The organism is Cupriavidus nantongensis (genome assembly GCF_001598055.1).
GTDB classification, from domain to species: domain Bacteria; phylum Pseudomonadota; class Gammaproteobacteria; order Burkholderiales; family Burkholderiaceae; genus Cupriavidus; species Cupriavidus nantongensis.
Window position 1 is genome coordinate 1774045 of record NZ_CP014845.1, and the last position, 25029, is coordinate 1799073.

Here is a 25029-nt window from a genome sequence, read left to right on the forward strand (position 1 = left end):
TGACCGAGCCACGCCCGGCGCTTTGTGACAGGAGTCACAAACCTGGCCAACGCGGACGTGTTAGCTTGGACGTGGGGTGACAGCTATGTAACGTCCATGTCTAGAATTTCAGCAATGAAGCCGCTTGACCTGCTCAGGCGACAACGTCTCCTGGCCGGCCTGAATGACGAAACGCTGCGCGAACTGCAGGCCGAGATCAGGATTCAGCGTTTCCGCAAGCGCGAATTTGTCGTCCACCACGGCGCCGCCGGCGATTCGCTGATGATGCTGCTGAGCGGGCGGCTCCAGGTCATCGCACTGGCCGAGGACGGGCGGGAAGTGGGGCTCGATTTCGTCGAGCCGGGCGATTATTTCGGCGAGCTGTCCATCATCGACGGCCTGCCCCGCTCTGCCTCGATCGTCGCCAGCGTCGATTCGCAGGTCGGCTTCCTGCCCCGGCACAAGGCGAAGTGGCTGTTCTACAACCACCCGAGCGTGGTCGAGACCGTGCTGCAGAAGCTGTGCAACACGATCCGCCAGGCTTCCAGCTACCGTTCGATGCTGGGCATGAACCGGGCCTATTCGCGCGTCTATGCGATCCTGATGAGCGCCGCGCGCAACCCGACCGGCAACCTCGTCACGATCGAGAACCTGCCCAATCAGCAGGGTATCGCGATCATGGCCAATGTCAGCCGCGAAACCGTGTCGCGCGCCATCCACGCGCTGGTCAGCACGGGGATCGTCCAGAAGGACCTGCGCCGCCTGATCGTGCGCGAACCGGTCATCCTGGAAAAGCTGGCCAAGGGCGAAGCCGAGATTCAGGTACGCAAGAAGCCCGAGGCAAAGGCGGCGTAGCGTTCGCCGATCTTGCGCCAGTCGCCGCCCGCGGCGACCTTGGCGCGCGCCGACCCGACCAGCGCATCATGGCGGGCGGGGTCGAGCGCGCGCGCGGCGCGCAGGGCGCCGGCAAGGTCGTCGGCCTCAATCGGCACGAAGTCCTCCCACGCGGCCAGGCCGCTGCCGCGCGCGCCGAACGCCGTGCTCAGCACCAGCAAGCCGCTGGCGGTGTACTCGGCCAGCTTCAGGTTGGTGCCTGAGCCGGCTCGCACGGGATTGAGGCCATAATCCGCCAGGCCGAGCCACAGCGACTTCTCGGCGGCATCGACCACCCCCAGCATGGCGACGTTGCCCGGCAGCGCCGCCGCGTCGAGCATGCCGCAGACCGAGCCCATGATGGCAAAGTCCAGCGCCGGGCTGCGCGCCGCCGCCGCCAGCACCAGCAACGCGGCTTCCAGATTGGGGCCGTGCGCGCTGCCCATGAACAAGGCCAGCGGCCGCTCCTTGCCCAGGCGGCGCCCGCGCGTGTTGCGCTCGGCCACCGGCACGAACGGCGTCTCGGCGATCTCGATGCCGTTGGCCAGCACCGCCACCGGCGTGCCGGCGAGCTGGTACAGCTCGCGCAGGCGCCCGGCATCCTGCTCGCTGCAAGCCGTCACGCCGCGCGCCTGTTCGGCGCACTGGCGCTCGAAATGCCGGACCAACTGGGCCGCCCAGGCGTGCCGGCCATACATGCCCGCCTTCAGGTCGTACTCGACGTTGTGCGCCTCGTACAGGTGCGGACGCGGCTCGCCGGCAGCCTGCAAGGCGGGAAAGCCGTACGGATGCGCGCAAACCGCCAGCTGCGCGCTGCGCAGTTGCTCGCGCAGCGCCTCGAGCCACTGCGGTACGCTGTCCGGATGCATCGCGGCGGCCAGGTCGCCAGCCGACACACCGAGCTTGTGCTCGAGATCCCGGGCCTGCTCGCGCAGGCGCGGCGTCACCGGCACCACCTCCTCCACCACCCCTGGCGCCAGCGGCCTGGCATGGCGCGGCATCGCGGTCTCCGCCAGGTTGACGAAGCGCACGTCGAAGGCCTGCGCCAGGTGCCGGTAGAGCCCGAACAGCCGCAGCTTGCCGCCGCTGACCACCGGTTCGACCGGAAACGTATTGACCACCACGACGCGCGGCTTGGCCGGACGCGCCACATGCGGCGCCGCGGGCGCCGGGGCAGCACCGGACAGCAGCCAGTCGCCGAAGGCCTGCCAGTGGATCGCCGCCGCGCGATCGCGCGCGCGCAAGCCCATCGCGGCGACACCGGCCGGGTCGGTGGCAAGCCGGGCGATGGCCGCGCCGAGCGATTGCGCGTCGGGCGCCGCGATCACGCCATTGACGCCGTCTTCGATCAGTTCGGTGGGTCCGCCGCTATCGCTGACGGTCAACACCGGCCGGCCGCACAGCATTGCCTCCAGCGTGATCAGGCCATAGTCCTCCTGGTACGGCACGAACGGCACGAATGCCGCGCGCGCGTAGGCCTGGGCCAGTTCCGCGTCGGTCAGCCGGCCCAGGAACTGGATGCCGTCGTAGCGCGCCGCGCGCGCGCGCAGGGCTTTCTCTTCGGGGCCGGCGCCGGCGATGCGCAGCGGCAGGGCCGCGCCGCTGCGCCCGTAGGCGTCGATCAGCAAGTCGATGCGCTTGGCGCCCACCAGCCGGCTCGCGGTAAAGATGCCGGCGTCGTCGGGCAACGTGGTGGGCGCGAGCCCTTCCAGCCCGGTCGGGTGATGGCATACCTCGACGGCGCAGCCGGCGGGAAAATGCGCGGCGCGGTCCCGCACGGTGCGCGAGATCGCCGCGTAGCGCCGGATATGGCCGGGCTGCATGCCGATGCGGTCGAGCAGGTGGACCACCGCGCGCGCGAACGTCCCGGGAAAATGCAGCAGTTCCGGCGGCGCATCGGCGCGCGTCAGTGCGGCCAGCAGGGTCTCGGCCGCCTCCGCCGGATCCAGGCTTTCGCCGCCGTGGCCGGCCAGCAAGGCGGCCTCGAGCATCGGCGGCAGCCGCAGGCGCGCCACCGCGGCGGCGTCCGGCGGGCGCGCCAGGTGCGCCGGGCACGTGTCATAGAGGCCGCGCAGCTTGTGCTGCAGGTAGACCATATGGTTGGGATGCCGGACCATCCACGCCGGGTACTTGGTGCTGATGACGAGGTCGAAGTGGCTCAGGTCCAGCCGCGCGAAGGTGCGGTAACTGCCGATCAGCTCGACCAGGTTGCGCTCCGGGCTTGGCAGCTTGATCAGCTCGGCCACCACGCCCGCGCGCCGGTTCAGCTCGCGCAGCATGCCCCACCACAGGTTCTCGGCACCGCCGATGATGAAAGGCACCGGACTCGGTGCCACGATCGCTACTCTCATGTGTTCCGCCCTACCATGATGTGGTCAGTTGTCTGCGCGGCGCGCCGCTCACGACGTCAGCGTCGCGACCACGTGTTCCCAGCCGATGCCACGTGCCAGCAGCATCTGCCGGCCCGCCACGCCCATCTCGGCGGCCTGCGCCGGACGGGCCGCGATGGCTTCCAGCGTCGCGGCGAGCGCGTCCGGATCCGGCGGCACCACCCAGCCGTTCTCGCCATGCCGCACGAACTCGAGCGGTCCGCCGCCGTCGCTGCAGACCACCACCGGCTTGGACGAGAGCATCGCCTCGAGCGGCACATAGCCGTAGTCTTCGTCGCGCGCGGGGAAGCACACGGCCAGCGCGCGCGCATAGAAGTGCAGCTTTTCCTGTTCGCTGATCTCGCCCAGCAGCGCCACGCGGTGGCCAACGCCCAGCGCCTCGATCCGCTGGCGCAGCATTTCCATCTGCCCGCCGGTGCCGGCCAGCACGATCGACAGCCCGGCGCGCAGCCGCGCCGCGGCCTCGACCAGCAGCGCCTGGCGCTTGAGGGTCTCGAGCCGGCTCGGCATGAAGATGAACGGCAGCGCCGCTTCGCAGCGGAACTGCCCCGCCAGCGGCGGCGGGTGATAGAGCGGCTCGGCCTCGATCTGGTTGTACTGCCACAGCCGCTGCGCCACGCGCTGCGAGTTGGCAAAGCGTCGGCGCGCGCGGCCCAGGCCGGCATTGTCGAAGGCAATCACGCGCTCGCGCAGGCGCCGCAGCGAGGGCGTGGCCGCGGCCTCGGCGTACAGGTCGTACACGGCGCGATGCTGGTGCATCACCCACACGTGGTGCTCCGGGTGCGCGAGTCCCCAGCCCGGAAACTGCAGGCTGATCACGCGGTCGATCTCCACGCCGTTGGGGCGGTGCATGTCGATCGCCGCGGCATGCGCCATGGACTGCTCGACGGCATCGTCCGGCCCGAAGCGGAACGGCAGCCGCAGCACCTCGAGCGCGTGGCCAGCTTCGCGCAGCGCGGCGGCGAGATTGGCGATGTGGTATTCGGCGCCGCCGTGCAGGAACGGCACCAGGTTCGCGGTCAGCAGGATCTTCACGATGCGGCGGCTGCGTGCAGCGTCGTCGGCGAAGCCGGCGGCAGCAGCGGCTTGCGCGCGATCAGCGCGTAGTCCTGCGGTCCGCACAGGTGGCCGTTGACGCGCTCGGTCAAGGGGTCGTCGCCCGGCACCTTGGCCGATGCCGGATAGGGATTGAGCCGCAGCACCTGCGGCGCCTCGAAGCCATGGAACGCCAGCAGGAACGACAGCGACGTCGGCGTGACCGGGTTGCGATGCGAGAAGTCATGATAGAAGGTGTGGCTGCCCACCAGCAGGTTCTCGGGATTCGGCGTCTCGAGCAGGATCGAACCGCCCGGCGCCAGCACCCGCGCCGCATTGGCGATCATCGCGTACAGCACCTCGAACGGCAGGTGCTCGACCACATGGAAGGCCGTGATTGCGCCGAGCGCGGCGGCCGGCATGCGCGCCAGCGCTTCGACGCCGTCACAGGCGTCCACCTCCAGCCCGCGGCCGCGGCAGAACGCGACCATCGCGCTGTTGAGGTCGACGCCGCGCGCGGCAATGCCGCGTTCGGCCAGCAGTTCAAGCCATTCGCCCCGTCCGCAGCCGATATCGAGCACCGGGCCGGCTTGCGCCTCGCGCAGGGCCTCGATCCAGCCGTCATAGGCGCGCAGCTTGCGGCGGATCTCCTCGCGCGAGCCCCGGTTCGCGTCCTCGAAGGCCATGTAATAGGCCTCGATCTGCGCGCGCAGGTCCGCGCCGGATGCGGCCTCGCCGCGCGCGTCCGTGCCGGCGCCGTAGTGCGGCAACAGGCCCGGCGCCGGCGGCGCGGTACGGCGCTCGCCCATGCGCGACAGGCGCTCGTGGGTCAGCTCGGCCGAGAGCTTTTCCAGCTGGTCTTCCAGCGCGTCGATCCGCGCGCGCGCGTCGCGCTGTTCGCGCAGCGCATTCAGCACGCTGCCCGCAATGGCCTCGATCGGCTTGCGCCAGCCACGCTGCGCGCGCAGCATGCCGTCGCGTTGCCGCTGCAGCGCGTCGGCAAGCCAGATGCCCGCCGCCTCGCGCCGCGCCAGGCGCTGCTCGTAGCGGCAAAACGCATGCCGCGCCAGGGTGCCCAGCCCCAGCCGCTGCGCCAGCCGCGCCGCCAGGTACCGTGCCAGCAGCCCGCCGCCGCCGGCCAGGCGCACGCCGCGGCGGCGGCCCTCGGCCGAGCTGCGCAGCTGTGCCGCGACCCACAGCCGGCTGCCGGTAAGCGCCAGCACCGCGGCGTAGTGGGCGGCGCCGGCATCGTCCGGCTCGCGCCCCAGCAGCAGCCGGTAGGCGTACCCGACAAACTCGGCCCGCGGGATCGATAGCAGGTGCACCGGATGCAGCGCCCCGTCCGCGCCGGCACAGGCCAGTTCGGGCAGCGCGGGCTCGGGCAGGCTCAAGTAGTCGGCGGACAGCGGATCGAGCGCGCTGGCCTTGCCGTCGGCTGCGGCGGCCTCGGCGCGCACGCGCGCGACCAGCGCCTCCAGCGCCGCGCGTGCCTGCTCGCGCGCTGGCGCAGAGTCAGCATCGCCCGCGCCTTGCGCGGGCGCGGATGGCACGCCAGGTACAGGCGGCTCGGATAACGCTTGATGCTCAAGAGGCAAAAGGAATCTCCTTGTCGGCTTGCGCACCGTCACGCGCGCGCTGCGGCGTCGCGCTGAAGCCGACCGGCAGCTCGCACACCCCCGCGAAGGCGTGGGCGCCAAATGCCGACACTTCAAACTCGAGCGCGTTGTCCAGCCAGTGCTGGCAGTTGTGAAGGTGGGTCAGCTCCGAATGGACCGCGAGCGTGACCGAATAGCTGCCCGGCGCCAGCCGCACCGGGAAGTCGAAGCGGCATTCCGATACCGTGCCGCGGCTGAACGCGACACGGCGCCCCAGCAGGCCGGTATTGGTGCCGAAGATGTCCTGGCCGAACCGGTCGCGCAGCAGGAAGCCGACATTGAGCGCCACGTCGTCATCCGAGGCCACGGCAAGCCGCAGGCTGACCGCGTCGCCGCAGGCGAACTTGCGCGTGTCCCGGCCTTGTCCGTCATGCAGCGTCGCGGCCACGATGCGCGTGCGCCGTTGGCCGTAGTCACCATCGCCATCGCGAACTGACATCTGCATGCCGGCCGGAACCCCGGCAATCAGCCGGAAATAGCGGCTCACGGCCTGCTCCGGCGGGCCATCGAACAGCAGCCGCCCCGCTTCCAGCACCACCGCGCGGTTGCACACCAGCTTGACCGCATTGACATCGTGCGACACAAACAGGATGCCGCCGCCCTGTTCGCGGAACTCGCGGATCCTGGCGATGCACTTCTGCTGGAAACGGGCGTCGCCGACCGACAGCGCTTCGTCGACCACAAAGCAATCGGGGTCGGCGTGAATGGCGATGGCAAAGCCAAGGCGCATCGCCATGCCCGACGAATACGTGCGCACCGGCGCATCGATGAACGGCCCCAGCTCGGAGAACGCGATGATGGCGTCCTGCTTGCGCCGCACTTCCGCGGCACCCATGCCCAGCAGCCTGGCATTGATGTCGATGTTGTCGCGCCCCGACAGGTTGGGGTCGAAACCCGTGCCCAGTTCGAGCAAGCCGGTGACGCGGCCCGCATGGCGGATCGTGCCTGCGTCGGGCAGCAGTACGCCGGTCACCAGCTTGAGCAGCGTGGACTTGCCCGCGCCATTGCGACCGATCACGCCGACCGCGTCGCCGGGCCTGACTTCCAGGCTGACGCCGTCGAGCGCCTGGTGGTCGCGATGGCAGGCGCGGCGCAGCAGCGCCTCCCTGAGCCGGTCCGCTGGCGATGCGTAGAGGCGGAACGCCTTGCTGACGCGCGTCAGCGCGAGCAGCGGCGCGGTGGACGCAGTGCCTGGCATGTCAGAGCAAGTCCCGTAGTTCGCGTTCCAGGCGCCGCTTCAGCCAGCGCGCGGCCAGCAGCAGCACGGCAGCAAGCAGCGCCAGCGCCGCCAGCGGGGCCGGCGCCGGCAGCCGCGCGCCAAGGATGATGACGTGGACCGCGTCGATGGCCCAGTACGCGGGGTTGAGCGACAGCAGGCCGCGCGCCCACGGCGGCAGGATCTCTGGCAGGTAGACCACCGGCGTCATCCAGAAGCCGAACTGCAGCGCGACGGCGACGATATTGCGCACGTCCGGCAGGAACACCTCGAGCATGCCCAGCACGATGCCGGCGCCATAGGCGAAGGCGCCCAGCAGGCCGATCACCACCGGCAGCGCCAGCCATGCCGGGTTGAACGGAAAGCCGATCACGGCCAGGTACGCGGCATAGAGCACCATCGCTATGCCGTAGACCGCCAGTTCCACCGCGACCACGTGCAGCGGCATCAGCCCCAGGCTCACCGGGACCTTGCGGATCAGGTGCGCCTTGGCGGTGTAGACCGAGGACAGGCGCGACAGCGTGTTGGCAAACAGGTTCCATGCCAGCATCCCGCCGATCAGGTACACCGTATAGGCGTAGGGGCTGGCGTCGCTGCCGAGCCGCGCCCGCATCAGGTGCGAGAACACGGTGCTGAATACGACGATCAGGCACAGCGGATGGATGATCAGCCAGGCCATGCCGAATAGCTGTCCCTGCTGGCGGTCTACCAGTTCCTGCCGCGCGAACAGCAGCATCGTCGAAAGTGCCTGGCGCCTAGCCATGGTACGGGTGCCCGCGTTTGCGCATGGACGTTTCAGGCATGCCGCACCGACGCCTGTGCGGTTCCGGCCTGCGCCGGCGCACGGCCATAGTTGTCTTCGAAGCGCACGATGTCATCTTCGCCGAGATAGTTGCCGCATTGCACTTCGATCAGCACCAGCTCGCCGCTGCCGGGGTTGTGCAGCCGGTGCTTCTGCCCTGCGGGAATGTAGGTGGACTGGTTCGCCAGCAGCCGCGCGCGCTGCGTGCCGTTCTCGACCAGCGCCTCGCCCGACACCACGATCCAATGCTCGTAGCGATGGGCATGCAGCTGCAGCGACAGCGACTGTCCGGGCGCGACCACGATGCGCTTGACCTTGAAACGCTCGCCCTCCACCAGCACGGAATACGCGCCCCATGGCCGCCTGACCGTCCGATGGTGCCGGCAGGCGTCGTGCCCCTTGCGCTGCAGCGCCGTGACGATATGGCGCACGTCCTCCGCATGCTCGCGGTGCGCCACCAGCAGCGCGTCCTCGGTGTCGACGATCATCAGGTTGTCGAGTCCTACGGCGCCGACCACGCGCTCGCTGCGGATATAGCAGCGGCGCGTGTTGTGCAGCACGGCGTCGGCGCTGACGCTGTTGCCGTCGCCGTCCTGCGGCAGCAGCGCGCTGACGCTCGACCACGAGCCGACATCGCTCCAGCGCATGGTGTTGCGCACCACGGCGACGCGCTGCGAGCGCTCCATCAAGGCAAAATCCAGCGACTGCGCACGCACGGCCTCGAACGCCGCCGGGTCGAGCTCCAGCGACAGCTGGTCGCCGGCGCGCAGTTCGCGGCCGCTGCGGACGCTGCCGGCGGCCTGGTCGGCGATATCCGCGGCGTAGCGCTGCAGCTCCGCCAGCACGGCGCCGGCCGAGAAGCAGAACATGCCGGAATTCCACAGGTAGTCGCCACTGGCCAGATAGGTCCTGGCCAACTCCAGCGCGGGCTTCTCGACGAAGCGGCACGCCAGGTGCGCCAGCTCGCCCGCCGTGCCGATGGGCGGTCCGGCCTGGATGTAGCCGTAGCCGGTCTCCGGCGCGGTAGGCGCCACGCCGAAGGTTGCCAGCCATCCCTGGCGCGCCACCTGCGCTGCCGCGGCCACGGCCTCGACAAAGCTCTCCAGCGGCTCGATCAGGTGGTCGGCGGGCAGCACCAGCATCAGCGCATGGTCGCCGTGCCGGCGCGCGACCCAGCTCGCGGCCGCGGCAATCGCGGCGGCGGTGTTGCGGCCCACCGGCTCGAGCAGGAAGCTGCACGGCATGGCGCGCGCCTCACTGCGCGCCAGGATGTCGCGTGCGAGAAAGTAGATTTCGCGGTTGATGACGGTCACCACCTCGCGCACGCCAGGCAGCGCCGCGACGCGATTGAACGTCTTCTGCAGCAGGCTCTCGCCATCCGCCAGCGTCATCATCGGCTTGGGGAAGGTTTCGCGCGACACCGGCCAGAGCCGGGTGCCGGCACCACCGGAAATCACCACCGGGACCAGTACCGGCAGGTCAGTGTTGTCCATGTCTGGGGTCTCCAAAGGGCTTCGTTCCTGCTGATACGTCCGGCAACCGGTTCGCGGCCACGCGTTCGCGCCGTCCGGGCCGCTCCGGCTGGGCCACGACGGCGTCGCCCGAAAACTGCGCACTGGCATCGCGCACGTCCTGCTCGGTGAGCTGGCCCGCCGCAAACAGCAGCCGCAATCGCGTGATGACGTTGGTATAGCGGGCGCGGGCCAGGTTGCGGCGCGCGGTATGGAGCTGCTGCTGCGCATTGAGCAGGTCCAGGTTGACGCGCATGCCCGCCGCGATGCTCAGGCGCGTCGCGCGCAGCAGTTCCCGCGCGGCCTGTTCCGCCTGCTCGTAGGCGCCGACCTTGACCACGCTGCTGAGGGCCAGGTCGAACTGCTTGCGCACCTCGTCCGTGACCTCGGTACGGCGCCCGTCGAACTCGGCCATCGCCTTGCGGTAGTTGGCTTCGGCCTGGCTGACCTGGGCGCTGACGGCACCGCCGCTGAACAGCGGCAAGGCCACCTGCAGTCCGACGTACGCGGTGTCGTATTTGGTATTCAGCGTGTTGACGGTTTCCGACTTGTTCTCGCCGTAGCTGGCCACCAGATCGACCCTGGGCAGGTGGCCGGCACGCGCGCGGCCGATATCCTGCCGCGCCGCTTCCACGCCGTGCTCGCGCGACTGCAGCTCGGGATTGTTGGCGACGGCGGCATCGGTCCAGTACCCGATATCGGCCGGCGCCGGTCCTTGCGCGCGGAACCCCGGCGACAATGTCGCCAGCAGGCGGTCCTGGCCGCCCTGGCTGGCACCGAGGATCGCGTCCAGGCGCTTGCGCGCGGCCGTCAGGCCGTCGCGTGCCTCGATCACCTGCGCCGCCGCAAGGTCGAGCCGGGCCTGCGTCTCGACGATGTCAGTGCGGGCGCCCTCGCCCTTGTCGAAGAAGCGCCAGTTCTGTTTCAGCTGCTCTTGCAATGCGTCGCGCTCCGCCTCGGCCAGCGCGATCACGTCATGGGCCTCGAGCACCTCGGTGTAGGCTGTCACCACGCGCAGGGCCAGCTCCTGGCGGCGGCTGTCGAACAATGCCGCGCTGGCCTGCGACTGCGCTTCGCCCTGGCGGAAGCGCGACCAGTAGTCCCAGTTAAACAGCGGCTGGCGCAGCTGCACCGCGCCGCTGTAGCTGCGATAGAACTCGGTGGTGGTCTGGTCGCCGAGGCGGGGGCCGGCGTAGCGGGTGATGTCCGAACGGTTGCGCGCCCAGTTGTAGGTGAACTGGACCTGCGGCAACAGGAAGGAGCGCCCGATCACTCGGTACTGCTCGCCGGCGGCGGCCTCTTCGATCGCCGCGCGATAGCGGGGATCCTGCGCGAGCGCCAGCTGATAGGCATCGAGCAGCGTCATGGCCTGCGCCGCGGCAAGCCCCGGCGCGCACAACAGGCAAGCGGCGGCGAGCGTGGCAAGCACGCCGGTTCCAGCGCGAACGACCCGCATCATTCCTCCGTCAGCGCCGTTCTCGCGCGATCGGCTACCGGCTTGAACAGGTAGCTGAGCATGGTGCGCTCGCCGGTCTTGATAAACACCTCCACCGGCATGCCGGGCCGGACCTGGTGGCCGGCAAGCCGGTTCATGCCATCCGGCGTCACTTGCGCGCGGATCTTGTAGTACGGCGCGCCCTCTTCCTCGGTCAGGCGGTCCGCCGAGACGACCGAGACCGCTGCCGGGATGCGCGGCGTGCGGCTCTGGTTGAACGCGGTGAACATCAGTTCCACCGGCAGCCCGCTGTTGACCTTGTCGATCAGGTTGACCGGCACCCGGGCCTCGACTTCGAGCGGCTCGCCGTCAGGCACCACATCCATCAGCCTGGCGCCGGGCGCGACCACGCCGCCCTGGGTAAAGATGGCAAGTCCCACCACCGAGCCGGACACCGGCGCACGCACCTGTGTGTTGGCCACGTCGAAGTCGAGTCCCTCCAGCCGGCTGCGCAGCATGCGCACATCGCGCTGTGCTTCGCCCAGCAGCGTCCGCACTTCCTTCTGTTCCTGCTCGCGGCGCAGGCTGGCGCGGATGCGCAGTTCGGTAAGCTGGCTCTGGGTGCGGCCGATGGTGCCCAGGTCCGCCGAGATTTCGCCGTTGACCTGCGCGTAGAGCCGTTCCGTGTCGAGCAGGCGGTTGCGCGGCAGGTAGCCTTCGCGCGCCAGCTCGCGCATGTTCTGCAATTGCTCGCGCAGTGCGGCCAGCTGCTGCTGCTTGTTCTGGCGCGCATCGCGCAGCCCGTTGAGCTGGGATTGCAGGCCCGTGATGCCCTCGGCAATGGTACCGAGCTCCTTCTGCAAGGCCTGCCGGCGCGAGGCAAAGAGCTGCCGCTGCACGGCGACCACCTCGGCCACGCCGGGATCCGATGCGGCCTCGCGTTCGAGCTCGCCGAAGTCGATCTCGGCAAGGCCGTCGCGCTCGGCCAGCAGGCGCGCCTCGACCGCAAGCGTGGTCAGCAACTGCGCCCGCGTCGCCTCGGCCTGGGCACGCGCCTGCGTATGGTTCATGGTGACCAGGACCTGCCCCGCCATGACCTTGTCACCGTCCTTGACCAGGATCTTCTCGACGATGCCGCCGCTCGGGTGCTGCACCACCTTGCGATTGCCCGAGACGATGACCGTGCCCGCCACCGGCACGCCCTTGTCCAGCGGCGCCAGCGCCGCCCACAGCAGAAAGCCGCCGAGGCCGCCGGCAATCACGGTCCAGCCGATGCGGCTGTAGCGGCGTGCCGGCGCCGCGGGTGCGGATGCAGGCGGGAATGGCTGCGCGGCGGCGGCCGGCGGCAGCGACGATGCATGGTTGGAAGACATAGCGATTCAGATCAGGAATGGGTGCCGGTGGCGCGCGCGGGCTCGCCCTGCGCCGCCGCAACCGGCTTGCCGGCGTGTTGCGGCTGCGCGCGCTGTTGCATTGCGCGCAGCACCTCCTGCGTCGGACCGAACGCGTGCGAGGTGCCGTCCTGCAGCACCAGCAGCCGGGTCGTGACGGCCAGCACGCTGCTGCGGTGGCTGACGATGACGACGGTGGCGCCACGTTCGCGGCACAGCGTGATCGCGCGCGCCAGCGCCGCCTCGCCGGCTTCGTCCAGGTTGGAGTTCGGTTCATCGAGCACGACCAGCGCCGGCGAGCCATACAGCGCACGCGCCAGCGCGATGCGTTGCTTCTGCCCGCCCGACAGCCCCGCGCCATCCGCGCCAAGTTCGGTGCCGTAGCCCTTGGGCAGCTTCAGCACCATGTCGTGCACACCGGCGAGGCGCGCGGCTTCGACCACCGCCTCGGCATCGACCTCGCCGAAGCGTGCGATGTTCTCCGCCACCGTCCCCGCGAACAGCTCGATGTCCTGCGGCAGGTAGCCGACGAACGGTCCCAGTTCATCCTTGTTCCATTGCCAGACATCGGCGCCATCGAGCCGCACCTCGCCCGCGAATGGCGGCCAGACGCCAACAAGAAGACGCGCCAGCGTGGATTTGCCCGAGGCGCTGGGGCCGATCACGCCAAGCACCTCGCCCGGCGGCAGCGCGAAGTTGACGTTCTTCAGCACCGGCGCCGTGCCCGGCGCGCCGGCGACCAGGCGCGACACGGCCAGCTGCCCGCGCGGGCGCGGCAGCGACATGGCGCTGCGCCGCGCCGGATTGGCCGCCAGCAGCTTGTGCAGGCGCTCGTGGGCCGCGCGCACCGCGCTCCACTGCTTCCACCCGCCGATCACGCCTTCGACCGGGCTCAGGGTCTTGCCCATCAGGATCGACGCCGCGATCATCATCCCGGCCGTGATCTCGTTATCCAGCACCAGCAAGGCACCGACGCCCAGCACCATCGACTGCAACGCGATGCGAGCGAAGCGGGTCCATGCGCCGACCATCGACGCCTTCTCGCTCGCCTCGCCCTGCTTGCCGAGGAAGGCTTCGTGAATGCGCAGCCAGCGCGCCTGCAACGGGCCCAGCATGCCCATCGCCTCGATCGCCTCGGCATTGCGCAGCGTCACCGTGGCCGACTCGGCCGAACGCAGCGACAGGCGGCCCGCTTCGTCGAGCGGCTGGCGCGAGATGCGCTCGTTGACCACCGCCAGCGCGATCAGCACGGCGGCACCGCACAGCGCGAACAGCCCGAGATGGAAGTCGAACAGGAAGATCACGCCCAGATAGAGCGGAAACCACGGTGCGTCGAAGAACGCAAACAACGTCGAGCCGGAAATGAACTGGCGCAGCGTGGTCAGGTCGTTGAGCGCCTGGCCGGCGATGTAGCCGCCCTGGCGCAGGTTGGTCTCGAAGGCGGCGGTATAGATGCGCCGGTTGAGCTGGGCATCGAGCTGGGCACCGACATGGATGGCAACCTGGCTGCGCACATACTCCAGCACCGAGATCAGGGCAAACAGTCCCAGCGTGATGGCGCTCAGCATCCACAGCGTGGTCTCGCTGCGGCTCTGCAGTACGCGGTCGTAGACCTGCAGCATGTAGAGCGACGGCACGAGCATCAGCAGGTTGATCACGGCACTGAACACGCCGATATTGCGCAAGGCACTCTTGTGCGCGCGCAGGGCTGTCAGGATTTCACTGCCGGGATGCGCGGATTGGCTCATATGGATTTGCGGATACACCTTAAGCACTGCGGAGAACGGCACCTGCGGCGCCCGATCGCTTTGTGACGTGGTGTCACAAAGCAGGTGCGAATTCTGGATGAGGGCCGGGGCGGTGCTTGTGATGTCCATCACAAAATTGTGTGAGGTGGGTCACGGTGGCCCTCTGTCCTGCGTACGCTATTTCCGCGGCTCGCCCGTTCTCACCACCGCCGGAACTCCGGCTCCCCCGCGGGCGCGGCGGCGGCGCCGTCGCGCAGCACGCTCTCGTAGAGGGCGTGATAGCGTCGCCGCATCGTGCCCGCGCTGAACTTCTCGACAAAGCGGGCGCGGGCGTTGCGGCCGAGGGATTCGGCCAGCGCGGGGTCGGCATGCAGGCGCGCCAGTGCCGCGCGCAGGGCGTGCGGATCGGACGGCGGCACCACGTAGCCGGTGTGGCCGTGCAGGTTGACGTAGCTGCTGCCGGTGCCGATCTCGGAAGACACCAGCGGCTTGCCGAACATCGCGCCTTCGAGCAGCGTGACGCCGAACGCTTCCGAGCGCAGGTGCGAGGGAAAGACGACACCCCGGCAAAGCGACAGCAGCGCATGCTTGTCGGCGTCCGGCAGCACGCCGAGGAAGCTCACGTTGTCCAGCCCCAGCGCCGCCGCCTGCTGCCTCAAGGCGTCTTCCTGCGGCCCGGTGCCGAGGATGACGACGCGGAACGCGGCGTCGCGGCATGCCTGCATCAGGATATGCAGGCCCTTGTAGTAGCGGATCACGCCGACGAACAGGAAAAATCCCTCCCCCACCCGATCGCGCCACATGTCGACGCGGCCGGGGTCGGCCTCGCACTCGGTCGCATCGAGCCCGATCGGGATGGTATGCACGCGCGCGCGATGGCGGCGCAGCACGTCGCTGGTGTCGAGATAGTTGGGCGAGGTGGCGACGATGGCATGCATGCTGTCCAGGAAGCGATGCATCAGCGGCGCGTACACGGGCATCAGCAGCCGCTGGCGCACGATGTCCGAGTGATAGGTCACGATCGCCGGCACGCGTACGCTCGCGGCAAAATGCAGCACATCGCCGAAGGGCCAGGGGAAGTGATACTGCACGACATCGGCCCGCGCGACCGCGCGCCTGAAGTGCGCCAGCGCGCTGAACGAGATCGGCGTCGACGCCGGCGCCAGGTGCGTACGCGCGCGCGTGATGCGGACCCCGTCGATCTCCAGTTCGCGCTGCGCGCCGCGGGCGTGCCGGCTTAGCGTGAACACCTCGTGCGTGACGCCGTGGGTCTGGCTGCGCGCCAGTTGGCGGATGACCTGTTCGATGCCCCCGTACGAGTCCGGGTAATACACCTTGAAGACGTGAAGGATATGCATGGGCGTGGCTTGGCATCCGGCCTGGTCGGCGCTGGTGGCAGAGTCTCTCGTGGCACGCGCAGGCGCAGTGTGATGGCCGTCACAGAACGCCGGGGGCGGGATCGCTATGGTTGCGCCTCATGCCCCAGTCCTCTTCCCTCCTGGCCGAGCCGCTGCGCGTTGCGGTAGGCGCCGTTTCGCTGTCCTCCCCGCTGACCGGGATCGGCCAGTACACGCGCCACCTGGTGCGCGAGCTGGCGGTGCTGGGCGCTGCGCCGCACTGCTTCCTCGGGGCAGGCTGGAGCGAGCCGCCGGCAGTCGGCCCGCAACCCTGGGCCGATGGCCTGGCGTCGTCCCACACCGGGCACGCGCCGGCGTGGCGCAGCGCGGCGCGCGGTCTGTTGCGGCGGTCCGGGGTGGCGCACCTGGCCTCGCGCGCGTGGCAGGCGCACCGGTTCCGCGCCGGCTTGCCGCGCGATGCGGCGCTCTACCATGAAACCAATTTCCTGCCGTTCTGCTTTGGCACGCTGCCGACCGTGCTCACCGCGCACGACGTGTCGTGGCTGCGCTATCCGGAGACCCATCCCGCTGCGCGGGTGAGCCTGCTGCACCGCTACTTTCCCCGCGCACTGGCCCGCGCCGACCGCGTCATCGTGGTGTCCGAGTTCGTGCGCGCCGAGCTGCTGGCGCTGTGCGAGATCGATCCCGGCAAGATTCGCGTGGTCCACAACGGCGTCGCGCCTGTATTCCAGCCGCGCGCCGCCGACGCGCTGCGGCCGGTACTGGCACGCCATGGGCTGCTGCCCGGCGGCTACCTGCTGGCACTGGGCACGCTGGAGCCGCGCAAGCGGCTATCGACCGCACTGCGTGCGCACCAGCGCCTGCCGGCCGCGCTGCGGCGCCATATGCCGCTGGTACTGGCCGGCATCAAGGGCTGGCTGACCAGCGCGCTGGAGCGCGAGATGGCGCCCGCCGTGGCGCGCGGCGAGGTGCGCGTGGCGGGCTACATCTCGGATGCCGACCTGCCGAGCGTCGTCGCCGGCGCCTGCGCGATGGTCTACCCGTCCATCTACGAAGGCTTCGGCCTGCCACCGCTTGAAGCCATGGCCTGCGGCGTGCCGGTGATTTGCTCGGACCGCTCGGCGCTGCCCGGCGTGGTCGGCGATGGCGGCGTATTGCTGGACCCTGACGATATCGATGGCTTCAGCGCGGCGATGCTGCGCGCCTGCGAGGACACGCACTGGCGCTCCGCCATCGGCGCACGCGCGCTGCGCCGCGCCGCCGGCTTCAGCTGGCAGCGCTGCGCGCGCGAAACGCTCGATGTCTATGGCGAATTGCTCCGCACCAGGCGCGGGTGACGGCACGCTGAGGAATGTGACAGCCGTCACGGAGCAGGAAGAGTCTGCCAGCTACGCTTGCCGCTTTGACCCAGTGAGAAAGCAAGGCAGCCAGAGCATGAGCCACGCCATTCAGTTCGACATCGTCGTGGACGGGTTCCGCATTCCGTGTACGGCTTCCGCAGAGGCCGGTTCGCAGGCGCGCCGTTGCGCCGGCGGGCCGGCCGCGGACATCGATGCCGCGCTGGAACGGCTGCAGCATGCCGCGCGCTTGCGCTTCCTGCAGGGAGCGGCACCGCCGGTGTTGGTGCTGCGCGAGCACCTGCATGCCGCCGGAGCTTGCCCGTGACGGGTCAGCGCGGCCATGGCGGCACGCACGCGCCGCCGGCGCGCGCGGCGTTCGGCCGTTACGTGCTGACCGGCTGCGCCCTGTTGCTGGCGGATCTTGCCCTGTTCCTTGCGCTGACGCATGCCGGCATTGCACCTGCGGCAGCGCAGGCGGCGAGCCGCGGCACCGGCGCGATCATCGGCTTTGTCGCGCACAAGTGCTATTCCTTCCGGCACGGCGGCGTGGATGCGCGCGGCCTGCTTTCCCAGGGCGGCGGCTATGGCGCGCTGACGCTCGGCGGCGTGGCGCTATCGCCCATCATCCTCGCGCTGGCACTGCGGCTCTGCGGCGAGCGGCTGCTGGTCGCCAAGCTGGCCGCGGAAGTCGTGATGGCGGGCATCAACTTCATGGCGATGCGCTGGCTGTTCCGTCCGCGCCAGCGTTGCGCCGCCACGCCATGATGGCCAGCGTCATGCGCGCGGCAGTGCGCCATGCGGCGACCGAACTGCCACTCGGCCGGCGCGTCGCCCTTGCGCTGCTGCTGGCGCTGATCCTGGCCCCTGCGGTATGGTCTCCGGCGGTCATGCTGGGCACGGATCCGGCGTTGCGCTTTCCGCAGGGCGACCAGGCGCAGGCGCTGGCCGGCGCCTGGTATTACTACGCCGATAGCTGGCGGCTGCCGCTGTTCGCGATGCGGGTGCCCGGCATCGACGGCCTGCGCAGCGTGATCTTCACCGACAGCATTCCGCTGTTCGCGCTCGCCGGCAAGCTGTGGTACCGGTTGGGCGGCGCCACGCCGGAGCTGATGCCTGCCTGGCTGTGGCTCTGCGTGTTCGGGCAGGCCTGGGCCATGACCTTGCTGCTGGACCGGCTGGGCCTGCGCCATGCCATTCACGTTGCCGCCGGCACCGTGCTGGCGCTGGTCATGCCTGCGTTGCTGTTCCGGTACTGGATGTGGCATCTCGCGCTATGTGGCCACTTTGTGCTGATCCTGGCACTAGCGCTGGCACTGCGCCCGCCCGAAGCCACGGTGCGCGCCCCGCTGGACTGGCGGTGGCCCACGCTGCTGGTGGTGGCCCTGTACATTCATCCGTACCTGCTCGCCATGAGCCTGTCCTTCTTCCTGCTGAGCGCGGCGCGCAGCGCGTTTGCGCCGATGCCGGACGCGCCGCGCGGCGCGCTGACGGCCGTTGGCCTGACCCTGGGCGTGCTTGGCATTGCGCTCTGGCTCGGCGGCTATCTCGGCCAGGGGCTGATGCGCGGCAGCGAGGGCTTCGCCATCTATTCGATGAACCTGCTCGCCCCGTTCGGCGCGATGGGCAAGAGCGGCCTGCTGCCGGGCAGCGGGCATTTTGCGCGCGGCACGCCCGGCCAGATGGAGGGGTTCAACTACCTTGGGCTGGGCGTGCTGGCGGGCCTGCTGCTGGTGGCGGGCGCCGCGTGCGCGGGGCGCGCGGCACCGCTGCGCGCCGCGGCCCGGCGGCAATGGCCGCTGCTGGTGCTGCTGGCCGGCCTGACGCTCTACGCTCTCTCCACTACCGTCCATGTCGGCGGCTATCGGCTGCTGCGCTACGACTGGCCGGCGGGGCTGCAGGGCCTGACCGCAACCTTCCGTGCCTCGGGCCGCTTCTTCTGGCCGGTGGGCTACGCCATTGCCGCCTTCGTGCTCTATGGACTGTCGCGCTGCTACCGCCCGCGCACGGCCGCGGCGTTGATGGTGGCGGTCGCCGCGCTGCAGTGGCTCGATACCGCGGTACTGCGCACGGTGGTGGTTAGCGAGAAGCCGATGGATCCGGTGTCGTCCGATCCGCTCGTCGGCGCGCTGGTCGGGCGCCATGCCGCGGTCGCGTTCCATCCCCCGGTGGGCTGCTCGGACGACCGTGCCGCGATGCATGGCGGCTTTGCCCTGCAGCTGCTGGCCGCGCGCGGCGGCCTCGCCATCAACAGTCTCTCGGGCGCACGCCAGCACACCGACTGCACGCGCGTCACGGCAGACCTGTCGCGGCAGGTGCTCGCACCGGGCGTGCTGGTCGTGCTCGGTCCGCCGTATGACGCGCAGTACATCGCCGGGCGCGGGTGGACAGCCCATTGCCTGGCCCGGCATGGCCTGCATTTCTGTAGCTCCGGCACCAGGTGATCCCCATGAAAGCCAGCGAACCGACGGAGCTGTCCGTCATCATCCCCGCCCACAACGAAGCGGCCAGCCTGCCGCTGGCGCTGCCCCGCATCGTCAGCGAACTCGCGCGGGTCGTGTCGCGCTTCGAGATCGTCATCGTCAATGACGGTTCCAGCGACCAGACCGCGGCAGTGGCCGACGAGCTTGCGCGGCGCCACCGCTTCGTGCGTGCCATCCATTTTTCGCGCAACTTCGGCAAGGAGGCTGCGCTGGAAGCGGGGCTGGCCTATGCCCGCGGCCGCGGGCTGCTCTTCATCGACGCCGACCTGCAGCACCCGCCCGCCCTGATCCCGCAGATGGTCAGTGCCTGGCGCGCCGGAGCCGACGTGGTCAACGCGCGCAAGCGGCATCGCGGCGAGGAACATGCCGCCTATGCCGCGGCGTCGCGCCTGTTCTACCGGATGTTCGAGCGCGCCACCGGCTTTGCCTTCGAAGGCGCCAGCGACTACAAGCTGCTCGACCGCCAGGTGGCCGATGCCTTGCTGCGCTGTCCGGAACGGGACCGCTTCTTTCGCGGGCTGGTGGCGTGGGTGGGGTTTCGCCAGGTCGATATTCCCTTCGACGTGGCGCCCCGCGAAGCCGGGCATTCCTCATGGTCGGCGGCCGGCCTGCTGCGCTATTCGCTGCGCAGCCTGGTGGCGTTCTCGTCGTTACCGCTGCAGGCAGTCGCCGTGGCTGGCTTTGCCGGGGTGGTGCTGAGCTTCCTGCTGATCTTGCAGACGGTGGCGCGCTATCTCGCCGGCAGTTCCCTGGATGGTTTTACCACCGTGATCATTGCGCAGGCCGCGTTCAGCAGTCTGTTGCTGCTTGCGGTGGGTGTGCTGGCGGTCTATCTGGCCCGCATCTATGACGCGCAAAAACAGCGGCCGTCATTTTTTATACGCGACTCTGACAGAAGCGTACGAGGTGATATCGCATTGCCGGACATGGACATCCAACCGGCACCGCCGCGCGTGCATACGCCCCTGACGGCTTGTGATACCGATCACAGCCGGTTGGATCGCGAGCTTCTATAGTGGGACCTGTTGGCGCAATGACCCCGCCAACTTTCCCGTTATCGCCAGGCTGCCCCCGCACGCCTGGCATCTTTTTTTTGGGGCTTTCCACGTGCGTTGTCTCCTCTGCCGCTTGCTGGAGAGGGAATACACAACTGGTGCAGGAGTGCCTGAGGTACAGAGGGGCGAGAGCAAGGGCGGGCGCATCAACCAGGTAATGCCCCCGCCCCCAGCTCAATGCGAACCCCTCCGTATTCGTCGCGCCGGCCTTGGCTTGGCGGCCGGCCCCGAAAGCGGATGCCGGCTCACCGGCGCGACCGTGACGTGCTGATTCGGGAAGAGCCGCTCGGCAGCCTCTTTGGCCTGCGTACAGCTCAGATATTCCCCATTGAAGACGACGGCAAACTCTCCGACATGCTGCTCGATCGCCCAACCCGTTTCCGTACGAACCACTATTGTTATACGCTCAACCACCTTCATTCCCCGTATGAGCCGTGCTTTGCATCACGGTCTTTTTTCATTGATCAAGCCAAAGGCTCAATACACCGATCGAATCAATATTCCCTGGTCGCTGTTCCCCTTGCCGCGGGCACCTGGCTTTCAGGCAGCGCAAGCCTATGGTGCCCTCAATCGCGTATCCACTCATCACCCAAACATGGGATGCCTGAGCGTCCCACAAAATTGGTATTGACACATCAGCTTTGCCACAAACAACAAAATCATAACAACATTGCAACGGAATTATTAAAGCCATTTCTCTGGAAAGCAAGACAACTTTCGGCGGGTTCGACCGAGACCCCACCAAAGGGGATTGCCGCGGCCATGCTGTGACACCCGTCACACCTCATGCCGGATGCCACGGCTAGCCTTGCCTTTCGACAGGCACGCATCGCCAGGTGCGCTTCTCAGGGCAAGACAACATGCATGACGTGGAGTACATCGAGCATGAAGGCCGGCGCTTCGTGCTGGTTCCGGAACGGACATGGAAGGACATCAAGGGCGGCCTCCAGCGGCTGCTGGAGGCCGCCGGCAAGGACGCGGCCACGGCGCCTGCGTTTGCCCCGCCCTTGCTGGTGCAGGCCGCGATTTCCGCCGGCAGCTCAGAGCTGCGCGCATGGCGCCGCTTCCGCGGCCTGCCGAGTTCTCAGCTGGCCCAGCGCGTCGGCGTGACGCGCGCCTATATCTCGATGATCGAAACCGGGCGGCGCCGGCCCGCTGCCGACCTGCTGCACCGGCTTGCGCGCGAACTGGAGATCCCGGTCTGCGCGCTGGTAGCGAGCCACGGCGACGATTAGGCGCGGCACGCGACGGCGCGCTGGCACACAACCCACCCCGAGCATTTCCGCGAATCGTTGCACGGCCACCGCTTTGCGCGTTTTTGTGGCCCCAGTCACTGTTTCGGTTTGCGCATTTCCGGATACTGCCCCCGACGCGTTTTCCAGCGTGTCGCAGCCTGCACTGCCAATGCCGTTGGCAGCGCAGGCTGCAACGGAAGCGAGATCCGGATTTCCTGCTGGCCCGCGCCGCGGCATTGCAGGGCGAAGCCCAGATCGCTTGTCGCCTATCTTTACCTCCTAGGAGAACTCCATGGCAGCATCTGCCTACTACGATCAGGTCCAGAAGGTCTATATCGCCTACTACGGCCGCCCGGCTGACCCCACTGGCCTGGAATTCTGGGCCACCAAGCTCGACGGCGTCGGCGGCAACCTGAATGCCATCATCGATGCCTTCGGCAATTCCGCCGAGTCGATCGCGCTCTACGGCAACCAGAGCATCGAAGCCAAGATCAACGCGATTTACCAGCAACTGTTCGGCCGCGACGCCGAACCCGCCGGGCTGGCCTTCTATGCCGGCCTGCTGGCGACCGTTCCGCCCAAGGCGACGCTGGCCAGCATCGCGCTGGACATCGTCAACGGCGCGCAAGGCAGCGACAAGGTCGCCGTCGATGCCAAGCTGGCAGCCGCCGAAGGCTTTACCGCCGCGCTGAACACGACCCCCGAGATCCTGAAGTACAGCGGCGAATGGGCCGCCCAGCAGGCGCGCGACTGGCTCAAGCCGGTCGACCAGCCCGGCGAAGGCTCCAACCCGCAGGCCGTGATCGACAAGATCGTCGCCGGCCCGGCACCGCAACCCGGCAGCAAGGTGCTGACCACCGCCATCGACACCATCACGCTCGGCGCCGCCGACACCGTGACCGGCGGCACCGAGACCCTGACCCAGGGCGACTCGATCAGCGGCCCGGGCAAGGTGGTCCTGAGCCTGGCTGCCAAGCAGGACCTCTACTCCGGCACCACCATCGCCGGCGCGAGCAAGGTCACCATCCAGCCGACCGGCGACGTGGCCGTCACCACCAAGAACTGGACCGACATCCAGCAGGTCGTGGTCGAGAAGGTCAAGGGCGACGTGAGCCTGGAAGACCTGCAGGGCGCCTCCACCCAGTACGACCTCGTCGACGCGATCCAGGCCGAAGACAAGATCACGCTGAACTTCGACGGCCAGCAGATCCAGGGCAAGGAAGCCAACGTCTCGGTCAAGGAAGTCAATGCGACGGTAGAGGTCAACACCGACGCCGGCTTCGACGTCGAGACCATCAACCTGACCATCAACGACGACAAGGCGGGCTTCGAGTCGAACCTGACCGACCTGATCGGCGACGGCACCAAGACGCTGAACATCAAGGGCGGCCAGGCCGGCCTGAACTTCGGCATCAAGGGCGCGCTGGACTCGACCCTGACCACCATCGACGCCTCGGGCGCGCTGGCCAACCTGAGCCTGAACATCTCGGAATCCGACCAGCAGGTCAACGTCAAGCTGGGCTCGGGCAACGACGTGCTGAACGTCGGCGACTCGCTGCGCACCGGTGACGTGATCGATGGCGGCGCAGGTGCGGACAAGGTCGTCGCCGTGTTCGACGCCAACGCCACGGTCGCCGAAGCCAACCGCGCGCCGACCATGAGCCGCGTCGAGACGCTGGATGCCACGTTCCTGAACGCGGTCCACCTGGACGGCACCAACATCAACGACCTGGCCACCATCAACCTGAAGGGCTCGACCGGCCGTGCCGACTTCAACAACTTCGACAGCACGCTGAAGACCCTGAACATCCAGGGCAACCTGGCGCAGGGCGTCGCAGTGGACTACGACGGCCAGGCGCTGACCACGCTCGATATCAACATCGAAGGCACCACCAGCGTGATCGGCAACGCCGGCAATCCGTCTGGCATCCGCGTCATCAACGCGGACAAGGTGGCGCTGAGCCACAACGGCAGCGAGAGCGTGGTGATTTCGCGCGGGCTGCAGGTGGACGACTCGTTCTCGGGCCGCTACACCTCCGCCCTGTCGATGACCAACAGCTCCGCCGGTAACCTGACCATGGATGGCGACCACTACACGGACGGCTTCATCCTCGACGGCAACACCGTGCAGCGCGTGAACATCAAGTCGACCGGCCTGCGCGACCTGTCGCTGGGCAACCAGTTCGTAAGCCTGATGGATGAAGCGACCAACCTGCAGCACCTGGTCGTGGAAGGCGCCACCGACAGCGACATCGAGATCGGCCGCGTGGGCGATTCCCGTGCCGCCGGCGACCTCGAAACCGTGAAGCTCAGCACCGGCATCAGCACCGAGTTCACCTCGTGGGGCATCGATGCCGCCGACGCCGACAAGCGTGCCACCATCACCAGCATCGACGTTGCCGCCGCGGCTTCCGGCCACATGCATCTGCTCGGCGGCTTCGAAGGCGGCGACTGGCTGCAGGCTGCATCGGTCAACCTGATGAAGGTCGACGTGGCCGCCGGCGCATCGGTGGACGGCGACGCCAGCGGCATGGTGTGGGCGAATGGCCAGGGCTATGCTGGCCTCGACATCCCGGTCGCCTACTCCAACCTGGTGCGCCTGGACCTGGACGAGCAGGCCGGCGCCGACAGCAAGCTGATCCTGTCGGGTTCCGGCGAGGTCACCGGCTTCGCCTTCGAGGACAACAACTTCGCCACCATCGACGCGTCGGCCCTGAAGGGCAGCGGCGTGACGATCGTGATGGAAGATCCGTCCGACGCGGCAGCGTTCAGCTTCATCGGCTCGGGCCAGCGTGATGTGGTCTACGCCTCGAACAGCGCCGATACGCTCAACGGCGGCGCCGGCGACGACACGCTGTATGGCAACGGCGGTGCGGACGTGATCAAGGGCGAAGCCGGCAACGACGAACTGTTCGGCGGCGAAGGCAACGACACGCTCGACGGCGGTGCAGGCGATGACTTTATCGCCGGCGGCCTCCACGCCGACGTGCTGACCGGTGGCGCGGGCGCGGACTCGTTCTACTTCAACTTCGACCAGAGCCACCTGGCCGAGGCCGGCAAGTCCACCAACCCGGGCGCTGCGGCCAAGCAGGACGTCATCACCGACTTCAAGGTCGCCGAGGACACCATCCTGGTCGACGTGACCAACCCGCTGGCACAGGGCGACTACGCCATGTACGTGACCAACGCCCCGGGCGGCAACGGCTTCCCGGCATTCGCCTACTACATCGGCGATGGCGTGGACCCGGTCAACGTGGTGATCCGCGTGGGTACGTACAACGAAGACGGCTCGTTCAACTACAACGCCAACGGCACTGACCTGCAGCTGCTGTTCAACACCGAAGGCGAAGCGTTCAACCCGCTCGACTTCACGCTGAACAACGGCGCCCAGGCCTTCGTACAGGCCGAGCACGAAGTCGCGCTGCTGGGCGCGGCGAACCAGCTGGGCAGCCTGTCGACCTCGGACCTGGTCTGGGTCTGATCGTTATCCGGTAGTTGTAGCTTGCAGTGGGAAGGGCTGGCCGCG

The 25029-nt window shown here is 68.6% G+C and carries 19 protein-coding genes; 9 read left to right on the top strand and 10 right to left on the bottom strand.

Features of this window, described 5'->3' with window-relative positions; genetic code table 11:
* Positions 1-114: 114 nt before the first annotated feature.
* Positions 115-834, top strand: a complete 720-nt coding sequence (locus A2G96_RS28890; RefSeq protein WP_062803566.1) for a Crp/Fnr family transcriptional regulator — start codon at positions 115-117, stop codon at positions 832-834.
* Here A2G96_RS28890 and A2G96_RS28895 read toward each other — a convergent pair.
* The 10 genes from A2G96_RS28895 to A2G96_RS28940 form a co-directional block, all read right to left on the bottom strand.
* Positions 798-3203 carry a glycosyltransferase gene (locus tag A2G96_RS28895; RefSeq protein WP_062803567.1) on the bottom strand — a complete coding sequence of 802 codons (2406 nt, stop codon included), beginning with the start codon at positions 3201-3203 and terminating at the stop codon, positions 798-800. The two genes, A2G96_RS28890 and A2G96_RS28895, sit on opposite strands and share 37 nt — an antisense overlap.
* Before the next feature lie 48 nt (positions 3204-3251).
* A complete protein-coding gene (locus tag A2G96_RS28900; protein WP_062803568.1) occupies positions 3252-4277 on the bottom strand; it encodes a glycosyltransferase family 4 protein in 1026 nt (341 codons plus the stop codon).
* Positions 4274-5827 (bottom strand): methyltransferase domain-containing protein, encoded by a 1554-nt coding sequence (locus tag A2G96_RS28905; protein ID WP_062803569.1) that lies wholly within the window; start codon positions 5825-5827, stop codon positions 4274-4276. The genes A2G96_RS28900 and A2G96_RS28905 overlap by 4 nt, the downstream gene beginning before the upstream one ends.
* A gap of 34 nt (positions 5828-5861) precedes the next feature.
* Positions 5862-7130 carry an ABC transporter ATP-binding protein gene (locus A2G96_RS28910; protein WP_062803570.1) on the bottom strand — a complete coding sequence of 423 codons (1269 nt, stop codon included), beginning with the start codon at positions 7128-7130 and terminating at the stop codon, positions 5862-5864.
* A 1-nt stretch (position 7131) separates the two neighbouring features.
* Positions 7132-7911 (bottom strand): ABC transporter permease, encoded by a 780-nt coding sequence (locus A2G96_RS28915; RefSeq protein ID WP_062803571.1) that lies wholly within the window; start codon positions 7909-7911, stop codon positions 7132-7134.
* Between the two features lie 32 nt (positions 7912-7943).
* On the bottom strand, positions 7944-9443 hold the full coding sequence (locus tag A2G96_RS28920; protein WP_082819140.1) for a mannose-1-phosphate guanylyltransferase/mannose-6-phosphate isomerase: 1500 nt from the start codon (positions 9441-9443) through the stop codon (positions 7944-7946).
* The gene (locus A2G96_RS28925; RefSeq protein WP_062803572.1) at positions 9430-10890 is read right to left on the bottom strand and encodes a TolC family outer membrane protein; all 1461 of its coding nucleotides are present in this window, start codon (positions 10888-10890) and stop codon (positions 9430-9432) included. The genes A2G96_RS28920 and A2G96_RS28925 overlap by 14 nt, the downstream gene beginning before the upstream one ends.
* A gap of 26 nt (positions 10891-10916) precedes the next feature.
* Positions 10917-12269, bottom strand: a complete 1353-nt coding sequence (locus A2G96_RS28930) for an HlyD family type I secretion periplasmic adaptor subunit (RefSeq protein WP_062803573.1) — start codon at positions 12267-12269, stop codon at positions 10917-10919.
* Between the two features lie 11 nt (positions 12270-12280).
* Positions 12281-14035: a type I secretion system permease/ATPase gene (locus tag A2G96_RS28935; protein ID WP_231909684.1), complete on the bottom strand. Its 1755-nt coding sequence runs from the start codon at positions 14033-14035 to the stop codon at positions 12281-12283.
* Between the two features lie 200 nt (positions 14036-14235).
* A complete protein-coding gene (locus A2G96_RS28940) occupies positions 14236-15393 on the bottom strand; it encodes a glycosyltransferase (RefSeq protein ID WP_062803574.1) in 1158 nt (385 codons plus the stop codon).
* A 119-nt stretch (positions 15394-15512) separates the two neighbouring features.
* Here A2G96_RS28940 and A2G96_RS28945 point away from each other — a divergent pair, with 119 nt between their 5' ends.
* From A2G96_RS28945 to A2G96_RS28975, 8 genes are all read left to right on the top strand, one after another.
* Positions 15513-16730 (top strand): glycosyltransferase family 4 protein, encoded by a 1218-nt coding sequence (locus A2G96_RS28945; protein WP_062803575.1) that lies wholly within the window; start codon positions 15513-15515, stop codon positions 16728-16730.
* Positions 16731-16827: 97 nt separating this feature from the next.
* A complete protein-coding gene (locus A2G96_RS33945; protein ID WP_062803576.1) occupies positions 16828-17058 on the top strand; it encodes a hypothetical protein in 231 nt (76 codons plus the stop codon).
* Entirely contained in the window at positions 17055-17498 is a 444-nt protein-coding gene (locus tag A2G96_RS28955; RefSeq protein WP_062803577.1) for a GtrA family protein, read from the top strand. Before A2G96_RS33945 ends, A2G96_RS28955 begins: the two co-directional genes overlap by 4 nt.
* Positions 17495-19174, top strand: a complete 1680-nt coding sequence (locus A2G96_RS28960; protein ID WP_150124283.1) for a DUF6311 domain-containing protein — start codon at positions 17495-17497, stop codon at positions 19172-19174. The genes A2G96_RS28955 and A2G96_RS28960 overlap by 4 nt, the downstream gene beginning before the upstream one ends.
* Before the next feature lie 5 nt (positions 19175-19179).
* The gene (locus A2G96_RS28965; protein ID WP_062803579.1) at positions 19180-20229 is read left to right on the top strand and encodes a glycosyltransferase family 2 protein; all 1050 of its coding nucleotides are present in this window, start codon (positions 19180-19182) and stop codon (positions 20227-20229) included.
* Between the two features lie 303 nt (positions 20230-20532).
* Positions 20533-21039 carry a hypothetical protein gene (locus A2G96_RS33600; RefSeq protein WP_150124284.1) on the top strand — a complete coding sequence of 169 codons (507 nt, stop codon included), beginning with the start codon at positions 20533-20535 and terminating at the stop codon, positions 21037-21039.
* Between the two features lie 89 nt (positions 21040-21128).
* Positions 21129-21503 (top strand): helix-turn-helix domain-containing protein, encoded by a 375-nt coding sequence (locus tag A2G96_RS28970; protein ID WP_062803580.1) that lies wholly within the window; start codon positions 21129-21131, stop codon positions 21501-21503.
* 292 nt (positions 21504-21795) lie between these two features.
* Positions 21796-24984, top strand: coding sequence for a hypothetical protein (locus A2G96_RS28975; protein WP_062803581.1), 3189 nt, complete (start codon positions 21796-21798; stop codon positions 24982-24984).
* Positions 24985-25029: the final 45 nt, after the last annotated feature.